17 protein-coding genes are annotated in these 12,915 nt (G+C 47.0%); 8 read left to right on the top strand and 9 right to left on the bottom strand.

The features are described from left to right. Positions 1 to 121 precede the first annotated feature (121 nt). The 3 genes from WCK19_RS17375 to WCK19_RS17365 all read left to right on the top strand — a co-directional run bounded on the left by WCK19_RS17375 (position 122) and on the right by WCK19_RS17365 (position 921). Complete coding sequence (locus WCK19_RS17375) at positions 122 to 307, top strand: hypothetical protein (protein WP_342398667.1); 186 nt, start codon at positions 122 to 124, stop codon at positions 305 to 307. A 108-nt stretch (positions 308 to 415) separates the two neighbouring features. Further along, positions 416 to 565, top strand: a complete 150-nt coding sequence (locus tag WCK19_RS17370; protein ID WP_342398666.1) for a hypothetical protein — start codon at positions 416 to 418, stop codon at positions 563 to 565. Continuing rightward, on the top strand, positions 559 to 921 hold the full coding sequence (locus WCK19_RS17365) for a hypothetical protein (RefSeq protein WP_342398665.1): 363 nt from the start codon (positions 559 to 561) through the stop codon (positions 919 to 921). The genes WCK19_RS17370 and WCK19_RS17365 overlap by 7 nt, the downstream gene beginning before the upstream one ends. Here the strand turns inward: WCK19_RS17365 and WCK19_RS17360 are convergent. From WCK19_RS17360 to WCK19_RS17345, 4 genes are all read right to left on the bottom strand, one after another. Further along, positions 895 to 1,449, bottom strand: a complete 555-nt coding sequence (locus WCK19_RS17360; RefSeq protein WP_342398664.1) for a hypothetical protein — start codon at positions 1,447 to 1,449, stop codon at positions 895 to 897. The two genes, WCK19_RS17365 and WCK19_RS17360, sit on opposite strands and share 27 nt — an antisense overlap. 185 nt (positions 1,450 to 1,634) lie before the next feature. Then, complete coding sequence (locus tag WCK19_RS17355) at positions 1,635 to 1,856, bottom strand: hypothetical protein (protein WP_342398663.1); 222 nt, start codon at positions 1,854 to 1,856, stop codon at positions 1,635 to 1,637. Further along, entirely contained in the window at positions 1,853 to 2,287 is a 435-nt protein-coding gene (locus WCK19_RS17350) for a hypothetical protein (RefSeq protein ID WP_342398662.1), read from the bottom strand. The genes WCK19_RS17355 and WCK19_RS17350 overlap by 4 nt, the downstream gene beginning before the upstream one ends. A gap of 110 nt (positions 2,288 to 2,397) precedes the next feature. Then, the gene (locus WCK19_RS17345; protein ID WP_342398661.1) at positions 2,398 to 2,520 is read right to left on the bottom strand and encodes a hypothetical protein; all 123 of its coding nucleotides are present in this window, start codon (positions 2,518 to 2,520) and stop codon (positions 2,398 to 2,400) included. A 159-nt stretch (positions 2,521 to 2,679) separates the two neighbouring features. Between WCK19_RS17345 and WCK19_RS17340 the strand changes: the two genes are divergently transcribed. Further along, positions 2,680 to 4,710, top strand: coding sequence for a D-alanyl-D-alanine carboxypeptidase family protein (locus WCK19_RS17340; protein WP_342398660.1), 2,031 nt, complete (start codon positions 2,680 to 2,682; stop codon positions 4,708 to 4,710). A gap of 107 nt (positions 4,711 to 4,817) precedes the next feature. On the opposite strand, the gene WCK19_RS17335 is transcribed toward WCK19_RS17340, so the two are convergent. The 3 genes from WCK19_RS17335 to WCK19_RS17325 form a co-directional block, all read right to left on the bottom strand. Continuing rightward, on the bottom strand, positions 4,818 to 5,123 hold the full coding sequence (locus WCK19_RS17335; RefSeq protein WP_342398659.1) for a hypothetical protein: 306 nt from the start codon (positions 5,121 to 5,123) through the stop codon (positions 4,818 to 4,820). Between the two features lie 329 nt (positions 5,124 to 5,452). Further along, positions 5,453 to 6,163, bottom strand: a complete 711-nt coding sequence (locus WCK19_RS17330) for a Type 1 glutamine amidotransferase-like domain-containing protein (protein WP_342398658.1) — start codon at positions 6,161 to 6,163, stop codon at positions 5,453 to 5,455. After that, a complete protein-coding gene (locus WCK19_RS17325) occupies positions 6,160 to 6,945 on the bottom strand; it encodes an inositol monophosphatase family protein (protein ID WP_342398657.1) in 786 nt (261 codons plus the stop codon). Before WCK19_RS17325 ends, WCK19_RS17330 begins: the two co-directional genes overlap by 4 nt. Before the next feature lie 231 nt (positions 6,946 to 7,176). On the opposite strand from WCK19_RS17325, the gene WCK19_RS17320 reads away from it, so the two are divergent. The 3 genes from WCK19_RS17320 (at position 7,177) to WCK19_RS17310 (ending at position 10,033) form a co-directional block, all read left to right on the top strand. Beyond that, the gene (locus WCK19_RS17320) at positions 7,177 to 7,860 is read left to right on the top strand and encodes a DUF1997 domain-containing protein (protein WP_342398656.1); all 684 of its coding nucleotides are present in this window, start codon (positions 7,177 to 7,179) and stop codon (positions 7,858 to 7,860) included. Between the two features lie 137 nt (positions 7,861 to 7,997). After that, positions 7,998 to 8,972 (top strand): squalene/phytoene synthase family protein, encoded by a 975-nt coding sequence (locus WCK19_RS17315; protein ID WP_342398655.1) that lies wholly within the window; start codon positions 7,998 to 8,000, stop codon positions 8,970 to 8,972. Between the two features lie 44 nt (positions 8,973 to 9,016). Beyond that, positions 9,017 to 10,033 carry a hypothetical protein gene (locus WCK19_RS17310; protein WP_342398654.1) on the top strand — a complete coding sequence of 339 codons (1,017 nt, stop codon included), beginning with the start codon at positions 9,017 to 9,019 and terminating at the stop codon, positions 10,031 to 10,033. A gap of 319 nt (positions 10,034 to 10,352) precedes the next feature. On the opposite strand, the gene WCK19_RS17305 is transcribed toward WCK19_RS17310, so the two are convergent. Both WCK19_RS17305 and WCK19_RS17300 read right to left on the bottom strand, forming a co-directional pair. Then, positions 10,353 to 11,114 carry a ferritin-like domain-containing protein gene (locus WCK19_RS17305; protein WP_342398653.1) on the bottom strand — a complete coding sequence of 254 codons (762 nt, stop codon included), beginning with the start codon at positions 11,112 to 11,114 and terminating at the stop codon, positions 10,353 to 10,355. Positions 11,115 to 11,144: 30 nt separating this feature from the next. Further along, positions 11,145 to 12,194: a metallophosphoesterase gene (locus WCK19_RS17300; RefSeq protein WP_342398652.1), complete on the bottom strand. Its 1,050-nt coding sequence runs from the start codon at positions 12,192 to 12,194 to the stop codon at positions 11,145 to 11,147. A 468-nt stretch (positions 12,195 to 12,662) separates the two neighbouring features. Here WCK19_RS17300 and WCK19_RS17295 point away from each other — a divergent pair. Beyond that, positions 12,663 to 12,915, top strand: a 253-nt coding sequence (locus WCK19_RS17295) for an RNA-binding protein (protein WP_342398651.1), incomplete at its 3' end; no start/stop codon positions are given.

Below are 12,915 nucleotides of genomic sequence, written 5' to 3'. Positions count from 1 at the left end.
GGGGCGACGCTGGAGTCGCCCTTCTTTTATTGCTGAAACAATCCTAGCGGAACTTGCGTAGATTTAGGGAAGAAACGCTGCTTATGTAAAAACGTTGTATTAGGGAAGTCAGGGATAAGCCATGAAGTATCTTAATAGTAGAGCGATAGAGCTTGTGGTAAAGGGCTTGATTGCGCTAGTAGCGTTGATGTTGCTTGCTCAACTATTTAAGGGCATCTTTGCGATTATTTCAGCCCTTCTGACGATTGCAATAATTACCGTAGGAATGATTGTTTTATTAAAGGCTTTGAACAGCCGAAGATATTAAATAGCGCCGCAATTCAACAAGAGTTTTGTAGCTTATTTTCTCGATTCTAAACGGGAATTTTTGTATAATTATCCCTTCAAAGCAAATAAAACAAGAGGGAATATTTATATGGCAAGAGTAAGATCAAAAGGGAAATGCGAGTTTTGTAAGGTTGAATTCAGCAAAACCGGGATGACCAAACATCTTATCGGTTACCCGTCCCGCTTTAAGGTTGGCGTTACTCCTACCGGCAACCTAGCAGGTTGCTCCATTTGGTAGTTATATCGCGTGATTTGTCTTTATATTGGCTGCACCTTGAAATCAGCGCGGATACCTCGCTGCTTAAGCTCGATAAATATTTGCGGAATATTTGGGTGGAATGTTGCGGACACCTCAGCGCGTTCACCATTGGCGGACAGTCTTATGCCGATTCAATTGACCCTGAATATGCTACGAATGATAAAAACATGCGGGGCGTTAAACTTGGAAATGTAGTGGAGGAAGGGCAATCTTTCGATTACGAGTATGATTTTGGCTCTACTACCGAGCTAAGATTAAAAGTGGTGGGCGAATGCGAAGGCATTTTGCCACGTAGTACCCCCATTCGGTTAATATTTTTCTTTTTGCAGCGCTAAGCCCTGCTCAAGTTGGTCACGGGTTAGGTATCCCAAAGCCACCAGAATTTGCCCAATAGGTTTGTTATTGCCCATTTTGGAACATTCCTCGTGATATTTCATGGCGCTCTGGAGTTGCTTGAAATTAATAAAGCCCTGACGCATCAGAAATTCGCCCAGAAAAGGAACAACGGCGACAGGGCTGCTTATTGTTGCGTTAGCCGTTTCCCTCTTATACGTCCGTTGCCAAAAACCGACTTCGCTTGTAAGCGAGCCTGTGCCTAAAGAACGCGCTCTAGCTTGGGTAAGATAAGCCCGCGCAACTTCATTATTAGGATTATTTGCAAGTATTTTTTCTAGGTAAGAAACTGCTTCAATTTTGCCGATATTAAGCCACCCCATCCAAAGTAGAGCAGTTTCGTTATTAGGCTCGATTCTTAGAACTTCCTTGAAGACGATTTGTGCGTTTTGATGATTTCCGGCGGAGGCTTCGGCGACACCTTGATTTACTAAAGATAGTAAATCTTGCTGATTATTATTTTGGCTCATAATTTTCATTAACCCCCTAATCTAAATTCTATACTCCAAACCCAACACAGGAGTGAGAACTTCGTTAACAGGAATGCAATTAATCAAGCGCATTATATGGTATTTAGATGAATTTTAGATTATATTTAGATAGGCATTTATATTTAACCAATTACAATATTATAATCTGTGGGAGCAAGGAAATATTAGCGGGGCGGGAAAAGCCGTTTGAACTTGACGCTAAATTTTCCCCACCAAAGGCGTAGTTTGAAAACGCTAATCCGAACTGTAAACAAGACTAGGAAGAATAAAATAACCAGAAATATAAAGGTAAGGGCAGGATTAAGCCCAATTTTGAAGGTTTCTCGTATAAGCAAAAACAAGCCGAGCCAGATAATCAGGACAAGCCACAGGATTTTTGCGCTCATCTATCGCTCTTTTTGCTGACAAAGCGATAGTCACCGGGCAATTGCAAGAAAGTTTCAGGAGGCAAAGCTTCTAGCGTTTGTTCGCGCTCCTCTGGATTCATTTGCTCAAGGCGGTGGATAAGATTTGGGATTGCACGATAGCTGTCGGCAAAGCTTCGCATCATCAGCATTGTAAGGAATAAGACCATCGGAATACCAATAAGCGCAGTTAACCCTACCGCCATTGAATGTTGATTCCAGAAAAGAGCCGAAACCCATATTACGAAGCCAATTTGTGCCGCTAACACACAAGCCATTGCTATACGCAGAAAATAGAGCCAGTCGTAAGACTTTTCTTGAAACTTAGCTTGCCCCACTCTCTTGCAAATGCCGAGCAGAAAAATAGTAGCAGCTACTTCATAGCCTATCGCCAATGCAATCCGCTCTACCATATTCAGAAACTCCCCACTTAAACAAAAATAATTCTTTTCTTAGCGCATATTATATTATCCTTGTTACTAAAACGCTATAACCTTTGGGTCAATCGGGGTTCGGATTTGGTTCAGGGTTCTGTGCGGGGCTGCGCTGTCAGCCGATTTGCGCCACCGAACGAGGGCGCATCATCGAGGGCATCACACAGAACCCGAACCCTCCGAACCCGTAGGGGCGCATCTTGTCGCAACACGGAGGATGCTCCTACACAACCCGAACGCCACGACGCTATCCGGTTTTTTGTGATTTTCAGGCAAAAATAAAGCTGTCGAACTAGACATAAACAATAATACATGCTATGATTCAAGACAAAATAGCTCCTGAATTTTATTTCTAGGTTGGAGAATTGTCCTTGAACCGAAGGATTCCGTTCCAGAACGCCTCCCGATGCAGGCGCGTCAAACCTAAATATTATGCCGCGACGGGGCTATTACTGGCGCTTCTCTTACAGGTGTGGCTCGCAAGTTTTATCGCGCCTCCCGTATATGCCGCTATTGCTGAACCAAAAATAAACGCTCCTTCCGCTATTGCGATAGATGTTGCGGACGGGCGTATTTTGTTTGCGCGTGATAGTCACCGCCGTTCTGCGATGGCAAGCACCACCAAAATTATGACCGCGCTAACGGCAATGAGTATTCCCGGTTTCAACCTCGATGATAAATATACCGTAGTAAAGGGCGACCTAATAGGCGAAGCCAGCATGGGCTTGCACGAGGGCGAAAGTGTAACCGCTCTGGATTTGCTCTATGGCATGTTGCTGAACAGCGGGAATGACGCGGCGGTGTCCCTTGCCCGTTATGCTGGGGGTAAATTGCCCGGTAACGGCGATTCGGTTACTAAATTCGTGGAGCAAATGAACCTGAAAGCCGCCGAATACGGCTTGCGCGATTCTCATTATGCGAATCCGCATGGCTTGGATCAGGCGGGGCATTACAGCAGCGCGTTTGATTTGGCTGTGACCGGGTGGTATCTGCTGAAAGACCCGCTTCTTTCTAAAATTGTGGCAACTCCGGCAGCAACCCGCGCCGGTAAAGACTTGCGTAACTTGAACAAGTTTATTTCAGCTTATCAAGGGGCAAACGGTATCAAGCCGGGTCAAACCGATGCGGCAGGGCTTTGCTTGGTTTCCAGCGCAACCCGCGCCGGTAACACCGTGATTGCGGTAGTTTTGAACGAAGATAGCGCGGGTTATAACGCTGACCCCGCTATTCTTACCGATTATGGTTTCGCAAAGATACAAGAGGGAATCGTAACCACCGAAGGCGCAAGCGATACGGTAGATTATCTTGGCAAGATTAACGGCAACAAATTATTGCTGTCCAGCCAAGCTATCAATGCGAGTAATCCTTTACAGGTGATTGGCGGCGATTATAATATTGCCAACGCGCCGATAAATGCTCAGGTAATCAGCGGCACAGTCACTCCCGATTCGCAACAAACCATAGGGACACCCGGCGGAAGCGATAATAATAGTTCCCAGAAAAAGGATGGCGGGGTGAATTTCTTTTTTATTTTGCTGCTATTGATTTTGGTACTTGTGGGGGTGTGGTACGCTGCTCGAAGGGGACTGATTGCGGGCGAAAATGGCAGAGAGGTTGCGTACATCGTACAAGATGGGGTGGTAAGAGGTAGCCGCTTTGTGGGCAAATATGCCGGAAAGCTGTGGCACAATATGAAGCCGGGGGATAACGACCAACCGCAGAGTGCGCCGCCGGAAAAGCCTGTTCGCAATCAGGAAAGCTTGCGCGACCGCATACAGGGCAGCCGTACCATACTTGCCGAGCCTTCGGTTAAGCGTCCGGCACAAAGCCCGCCAGACTATACTTTTAATGACACTAGCAGCCTTAGGGCAAGACCTGTTGCCCCAAAACCTAACCCGTTGGAAAATATCTTCGATGATGTGCCGAATTTTGGGGACTTTTCTTTGAACGAGCCGCCTGCTCAAACATACGAGGCAAGCATGCCACCGTCTGCTCCCTTGCCTTCTCGACCAACAACGCCGGTGCGTCCTTCAACGCCACCGCCTAAGCCGCCGAGTTACCTTAAAGAGCCTGAACCTGTTCCGTTTATACCGCTGACCCCCGATAGCCTAGCCGTCAGAGCGCGACATGCGATTGATTATGCGATTGCCGGGCGCATATTAGCCAGTACCGATGAATTTCGGCGCGTGGTGGAGCAAAACCCCGCTTTTGATTTTGGCACTATTCCTGAGTTTGAGCAAATGCCGGTGTTAGGTTACAAAGCGTTGGCGAATGCTTATCAATCGGCGGGGCGTACTAAATTTGCGGTGTTGTTGCTGGATATGGCGATTGAAAAATTCCCCAATGACCTAGAGTTGCGTAACATGTTTAGGGTGATAAACCGCGAACTTGGCGGCAAGTAAGCCAACCTTACCTGTCCCCCGAACGGGGGATACCAACCCGAACGCCCGAACCCGTGTAAAAAAAAACGGGGCATTTCACCCCGCTTGCTATATCCAGAAGCATTTCATTAGGCTGCGTCACGGTCGCCTTTGGGCAAGCGCGTGCGTAAACGGGGACCGCGCCGATTGTCACGGAAGAACATTTCATCTTCGGGAGGCGTACTCACACTATATTCCCGTTTTTCATAATACGGGTCTTTTTCATGGCGGCGTTTTTCCCAAAGGTCGGCTATTCTATTGCGGAGTTCTGTTAGGTGTGTTCTATCGGCGCGAGAAAGATAATCTCGCTTTAGAAGCTCGGCGCGTTGTTCTTCAAGGCGATTGATTTCCCACAGCACCGGATTTTCTTTTGTAACTTTAGATATGAAGTTCATTTTAGACCCCTTCTCTACTATAAGGAACTATTCCTTTGGAAAGGACATTTTATTCTCAGTTAAGCGCATTCTTGATTATCACATTATTAACGGATAGTAGTTATTAACTACCTCACATATTTTACTACGAAAAAAATGTCATAATGTTTTATATTTTGTTTCATCTCCATATAATTAGTAGCATTATACAAAACCAACATAACAAAAAAGATTAAAATCCCATTGATTTTTGAAAATCCCACTGATTTAAATGATATTTTAATGTAATTATATATTTTGGGGCTGGATTCGGGGTAGGCTACCCCCAAATGGGGGCTTGCAGAAATAGCCTAGACTCGCTTTTTGGGGTTGAGGGCAACAGGTTGACCGCTGGAAAATTTACGAGGCTTTCCACCCTTATAAATTGTTACCCAACCGCGCCCGTAAACGCGCCAATTGTTATCGTAGCCGATAGCGGCGGTTTTATCATCAATGCCGAAAATGTAAGAAGTTGGCAATAGCTCTGCCAAGCGTTTTGCCCATTTGCGCCCTTTGCTGCTGTGATAGGGGATGAGACAGCCCGCCGGAATGAAGCCCAAGCCGGCAACTAATTCGTCCCTATCTTCAAGGTACACATATTGCGCCAACACCGCCGCCCCGCTGCCGCTGCCGCCGAACACCCCGTTACGGGTCAGGCTATTGGTAAAAACAGCTTTTAATTCCGAATCTTGAATACATTCGAGCATAAAAGCGGGGTCACCGCCTACCAAATAAAGCAAGCTGGCTTTTCGTAGCTTTTCCAGATTTTGGGGGTCATTGCAGGCTTGAAGGCTACTCAGCGCGAGCCATTCGGTGTGGCGTGCGCCCATGCTGCTGAACCAAAACGCGCCCGCTTGGCTCAATTCGTCAGCTTTGCGCTGACTACTTGTAATAGCTACTACCAAGCATAAGCCGGGGGAAGCTGAAGCTCTGTCGGCAAGCGCAATAGCTTCTTGGTCGGCAAACTCCAGCCCCTTCTCAAACTCGTTTCCGCCTGTCAAAATGAAAGTTTTGCTGCTCATCCTGCGAATTGTTCCCTAACTTTGAAAAAAAGACGGTGCAATTCAGGATTGCCGGCTACTACCGAAGGCTGGTAAATGTCGAGCGGCTCGCCTAAATAGGTGCTGGCGGTTACTCCCGCTTCTTCCATTATTACGGCGGCGGCTGCCAAATCCCAAGGAAATAACGCGCCGTGATAGAAAAAGTCAAACCGCCCGCAAGCTACATAACATAGCGCCAGAACTGCGCTTCCGAGAATACGCATTGTGCGAACGCGCGGTCTCCAGAAAGCCGCTTCTCTTAATTGTTGGACTGCTTTTTCTTCGTTATAGCCGAGGTCAAAGCCCATCAAAGCCTTCTCTAATTGCGCCTGTTGGCTAACCCGGATAGGCTTGTCGTTCAAAAATGCGCCGCCACCCTTAAGCCCCACAAAAAGCTCATCTCGGAAAGGATTGTAAACCACGCCGAGAATAGAGCTATTGCCTTCCAACAAACCGATAGAAACACAACTGGTAGCAAGGTCGGCGGCATAATTTGCGGTGCCATCGAGGGGGTCAATCACCCAAGTATAAGGAGAGGCTGCCGAACCTTTCAGCAAGCCGCCTTCCTCTCCCAAAATAGCATGTTCAGGGAATTTCGCGCGGATATGGCTGATAATAAGGTCTTCTGCCTGCCTATCCACAACGGTAACAACATCTTTAGCGCTTTTATAATCCATTGCGGCCGCGCCGGGCGGAAGCGAATTTCGCCAATCCAACATTAATTTTCCGGCTTCACGCGCTGCAAGGATAGCTGTTTCTTTCAATTTAAATGAGCCTTCTGCTAATCGGGTTTCTAAGCAATTTTAGGTATCCCTAAACGCTAAACAGTATAGCATAAAGCAAGCCCCCCCTCTTACTGTAGTTTTTACTACAGACTGTGTTTAGTCGCTATGCGATACTTTTTCTATTCAAGCTTGTGTCCTACCTAAAATAGCATAGTGTAGTAACAAATAATAGCACCGGAATTGCCCCGGTTAAACAGGAGATTTCGCCTTATGGGAGATTTAGTAGGGGTAAGTGGAGATTTTCGCCGTATAATCCGTCTTGATGCTCCCGTTGAGGTCGTATATAATTACTTCACCGACTTTAGTTATGTGTTGCCGCGTTTGCCGGAAGTAAATAGGGTGCTGCATTTTAAGGATGGGCGCTATCGCATGATATTTTCCGCCGATGATGGGCGTGGACATGACATGGGCGTGGTTTTTGATGTACGGCACGAAGTGGTAGAAAATCATATTGTGAAAATGGTGCCTGTTCCCATAAATCCGCATGAGTTAAAAAAGAGCATGGGACCAAATGTGGGCGTGATGTTCCCCGGAAGTTTCGGTGGAGAAGCGACTTTAAAACAACATAGTAATCATTGCGAAATTATATATAAGGTAAATCTTAAAATAGATATAGAAGTACCCCAATTCCTCTCTTTCCTGCCTATGCCAATGTTACGCAAAATGGGCGATGGCTTGATGTCCCTGAAGCTGAATAAAGTGGGCGAGGGTATGAGCCAGAATGTGCCGTCAGATTTCAAACATTGGGTGGATAAAAACCATTCGCGGGTACACCATCTCTTTGAAAAAGCCGAAGAAAAGGTTAAAGTAGCGGTTCATCATCATGATGAAAACGCTAATTCACCAAAGGCGTACTATATAAAACCTGAAAACTCAAGTTTTGATGTGAATTGAAATAGCTTAACCGAATCAACCCTTTTTATTCTCAATAGCTGTCGCAAATTTTGGCGAGCTATTATTGAACTTTGCTCTATCTTTGGTTATCATCCATTAGGATAATAATGGGATAGATAGGCTAAGGGGTTTTAATCGTGAGTGAAACATTTCAGGCTACAGCAGATTCCGGCGCAACGCCGCTATCTGTTCCTGCCCAAAATGAGCAACAACCGCATGGGCATGACCGTTTTGATTTGGCTGAGCTTGAGAAAGCCTACGAAATCAGCCGCCGCATAACCCGCAAAGGCTCGAAAACATTTTATTTTAGCACTGTTTTTCTCCCCAAAGAAAAACGCCGCGCTATGTGGGCAATTTATTGTTTCTGCCGATTTACCGATGATATGGTGGATGCCGCCGATACCGCCGATATGGAAGAGCTAATCTCTAAACTCGACCTTTGGGAGCATGAGCTAAAAACTTCATATCAGCAGACTCAAACTTCCTCTCAGCCCCAGATGTTGGCATGGCAGCATGCTACTAGCTTCTACAAAATACCCTTGCAACCCCCTCTTGATATGATAAAAGGGGTACGCATGGATTTATCCAAAAATCGCTACAATAATTTTGAAGAACTACGGCTATATTGTTACCGGGTTGCCAGCACCGTTGGGCTAATGACCTCACAGGTAATAGGCTATAGCGAGCCGATTGCCCTCGATTATGCGGTTGAGCTTGGCATTGCTATGCAACTTACCAACATTTTGCGGGATATTGGCGAAGATACCAAGCGGGGCAGAATTTATCTTCCATTGGACGAAATGGCGCAATTCGGCTATACTGAGCAAGAGTTAATGCGAGGCGAAATTAACGAACGCTTTATTAATCTGATGAAATTTCAGATTGAACGCGCTCGCCAGTTCTACAATACCGCCGAGTTGGGAATTGACTATCTGAATAAAGATAGCAGGTTGGCAATTGCAACCGCGGCACATCTCTACAGCCGCATTCTTGATGTGATTGAGCGCAACAATTACGATGTGTTCAATCGTCGCGCTTTTGTACCATTAGATGAAAAAATCGGCGGATTAATCCGGGTATGGCGCAAAAGACGCAAAGCCTCTAAAAGTTAGGCGTTTGATGTCTGCCCTGATTGGTAGCCGTTTAAACGCTGCAAATGAAAACCCGACTAATTGCTTTTGCCGTTATTTTTATCGTCGCGCTTATTGGCATTTTTTTTATTTTGTCCACTGCGCCAACAAAAGATAACCCAACTTCTTCAAATTCTCCTAATATTAATGTTGGCGAAAAACTGACCGGTGAAAGCCTTGAAGGGCAATTGCTGTTCAGTAGGGGCGGCTTTTTGTGGGCTTGGCGAGGCGATACCGGAATGCGGATGGCGGTTGAGCCGGGAGATTCTATAATTGCCGGTAAGCGTCCCCTTCTTTTGCAAGCCGCCCTTTCCCCCAATGGCTCGACTATTGCTTATATCCGGCAAGATGAAAGCTACTCTGATTTGTGGCTGGTAAACGCTGACGGCAAAAACTCTCGCCGCTTGACCAATAACCGCGGACCCGGTGTGCCACGTTCGCAAGGTTTCTCAACTGATAGCTTGTGGGCTTTCAACCCGGTGTGGTCGCCCGATGGCAACATGATTGCATACCTGACAGACCGCGGGACAGACGATGTAACCCTTTGGTTGTGGTCTTTGAAAAACAGCAACGCGGCGCGGGTTACTATGTTGGGGGCAGGTCAGGGCGGGGTGGGAAGGCCGAGCTGGTCGCCCGATGGCACGCGCCTTGCGATTGCCGCATACGAAAACGGCAAATCTCAGATTTTCCGCGTGAACGTCCAAAACGGGCAAAATTTGCAAATAACCGAAACCGAGAACGGCGCATACGACCCGGCGTGGTCTCCAAATACCCAATACATCGCCTATGTTGTGCGTAAAAGTAATCTTTCGGAGTTGTGGGTAATGAATGCGGATGGCACAAAGCCCTTGTTGGCGGCTTCCATTCCGGCACGCTCTCCGGCATGGTCTCCCAAAGGAGATAAGATTGCGTTTCTTGGTTTGAAAGATGGGGTCTTTGAACTCTACACCGTAGATTTTACCGGAGGGGTTGCCTCTAATCTCAAGCAAATTACCAAATCCGCCAGCCTTGATAGCAACGGCGGGTTAAGCTGGAGCAAATAGGCTCGACCCGCCCCCGTGTGGTGGCGCAAATCTCATGGGGGATTGGGGGCAATCATGGGAAGGGCTATTGCCCTCGATGGGTGAAGGGCAAAAAAAAAGTGGGCTACCAGCTTGACAATCCTGGTAGCCACACCTGAGGGGGTTAGGGAAGAGATTGGAAGTAACTCACCAGGAGGAGTTGGCTCGTTACTTCTAGAACTATGGTAATAGTTGCTTTCATCTATGCCGGTTAACTTCTTCCGGTAAATGTATTCTAGGGGATAGATATTAAGATGGTCTTAACGTCTCTTTAAGAGGTTGTTATTATTGGGTTAAAGCTTTAGGCTTCCTTCCACAATCCGATTTCCTCCATTCGCCGCAAGTGTCCGCTAATGTTACGCTCCGTAATCTTCGCCAAATCCAAGCCAAACTGGGCAGAAGTTTCCGCTTCATCTATAACCAAGCCTACCAGCAACATACTATACTTGGTATGGCGCGTGACAAGTTGCGCTTTGGTTTCTTCATCCAGTTCCCCGATGAGCTTTTTTAGATAGATTGTACCAAACGCAATATGGCGGCTTTCATCATGGGCAGTTTTGTTGAGCATTTCCTTGAGCAGCGGGTCCGCTATGCGTTGTGCCGCCTCGTGAAAAACCTCTAAAGCCAAGCCTTCCAACAGCAAGTGCAAGCCGATAAATTTCTCTTCAGGATTCTGCACCGCCACCAACCGCTCTACAAATTCTCGGATATGCTCATTCGGTTTCTGCACCTTGCCAAGCATACCAATGTAACGGCTAAAAGCCTCGATGTGGCGGATTTCATCCATAACCTGAGTTGCCAAACAAGCGCGTACCTCAATATCACGCACTTGTGAAACAAGCTGACTGGCAATAAGCATCGCTGCCTGTTCGCCGTAGAGGAAATTGCTCAGGACCTGCGCCCCGGCAGCCCGTTGTATGGGGTCTAGGGCAGTGCCTAACTCCCACGGCAACGCCTCGGCATCCCATTGCTCGCGTTTGGCGCGATGATATAGCTTCGTTTCTTCTTTCCAAGTAAAGTCGTAGCTATGCACCATTAAATCTATTGGCTGAGAATCCGCCATAATATTAACTCCCCAATTAATTATTTTTGGTTAGCGCGGTTTCAAAATAATCTTATCGCGCTCTTTACCGCTCTCATCAATAATTTGTACGGTCATTGCCTGCTGCGTTACCTCAAAGCTGGCAAAATGATAGAAATCGCCGCCCCACCCGGAATAGGGATAAGAACCGCTAGTTCCGATTATAAGCTGATAAACGCCGTTGCGAATACTTTTATTATACAAATGTTCATGTCCGGCGATAAAAGCGGTAACATTATTAGCTACCAGCAATTTCCAGAAAGCATCCCGCTCTGTTGGGTAAGCATCGAGGCTATTTCCTACATGTGGGCCCGCCGGATAGGCAGGGTCATGGCTGATTACCAGAATATAGGGCTGGCGCGTGGCTTTCAAATCCTGTTCCAGCCAATCTAGCTGAACCTTGCCCAACTGATGCGGCTGACTCGGCAATTCGGAAGCCAGCGTTACAAAATGCACTGCGCCAATATCAATTGAGTAAGTAAACCCCTTAAAATCTGCGGGTCCGTTCTTTGGCAAATTGGGGAAAGCTTCAAGATAAAGGGGCGTGGCAGCTTTGCGGTAGTTTGTCTCATGATTGCCGATAGTTGGCAGAATGGGGATATTGCCGAGCGCGGCAAAAGGTTGTAGATGCCCTTCCCATTGCTTCTTGACCACTGCGTTATCATCCTCAGCGTTGATGATGTCGCCAACCAATATTGCCGCTTGGGGCTTGTACTCTTTGGAAAGCGCGAAAAGTTTATCAAAGATGGGCGGCGGCTTCAAACCGGCGGTTCTGATGTCGCCATACACAATAAAACCAACGCGCTGGAAGGTGGGCGTAGGGGAGGCGGTAGGTAGCGCAACAGTGGTAATAGCTTGGGCGGTAGTAGCAACCGGCAGCGAAGTTGCAACGGTTGTTGGGGGTACCGTTGGAATGGCGGTGGGAGCAACGGTAGGCGGTTGGGGAGTAGCAACTTCACCGCAAGCCGCCAGCCAACCCAACGAAAGCCCCCCAAAAGCAAGCCCGGCAGCCTTTTTCAGAAAGCGGCGGCGGGTATTTCGGCTCAAATTATTCTGGCTCATCTCTCCTCTTTCTTAATTATAAACTCAGCCCCATTATACGCTTCTAGCCAATAAATCGCGACACCGGGAGGGCAATAGCCCTCTCCCACAAGATGCGCCCTCGTTGGGTGGCGCAAATCGGCTGACAGAGCAGCCTCGCACAGGGGCAAAAAAAGAAGGGCGTATTTGAATACGCCCTACGGGAACGGGGTTCGATTATTCCTTGCAAATGCACAAATTCTGTACGCGGAAAATCTTGTATAAAATCATGTTATGTATTACAATTATAAGGTTGAAATGAGTTTGTATTTATCATAGCTCTTTCAACATGTAGCCACTTAGACTGGTGTTTGTGAACAGACCTCAATTATTCCTGTCAGTTCCTCTCCTTTTCAAGTGCCATTACTTAATTGCATAATTCCTGCAATTAAGCTCAGTTTTCAGTGTTATGTTCCATTCCGGTGCGCCGGATTAAGAAAGGAAAGTATTTTGGGCAAGAAACTTTATGTAGGAAGCCTTTCCTACAGTACCAGTGAAGCAACACTTGAGCGAGTATTCGCACAAGCTGGCAGGGTCGAATCTGTACGTCTGATTATGGATCGCGATACCGGTCGCCCTAAGGGCTTTGGTTTCGTTGAAATGAGTACCAATGAAGAAGCTTTGCAAGCTATCAGCTTACTAAACGGTTCTTCACTTGATGGACGCGCTATCATCGTAAACGAAGCTCGCCCACAGGAATCAC

Origin of the sequence: Candidatus Chlorohelix sp. (assembly GCF_037138995.1) — a bacterium.
In the GTDB taxonomy this organism is placed as follows: domain Bacteria; phylum Chloroflexota; class Chloroflexia; order Chloroheliales; family Chloroheliaceae; genus Chlorohelix.
The sequence above is the reverse complement of the archived record's forward strand: the minus strand, read 5'-3'. Positions and strand labels throughout refer to the sequence as shown.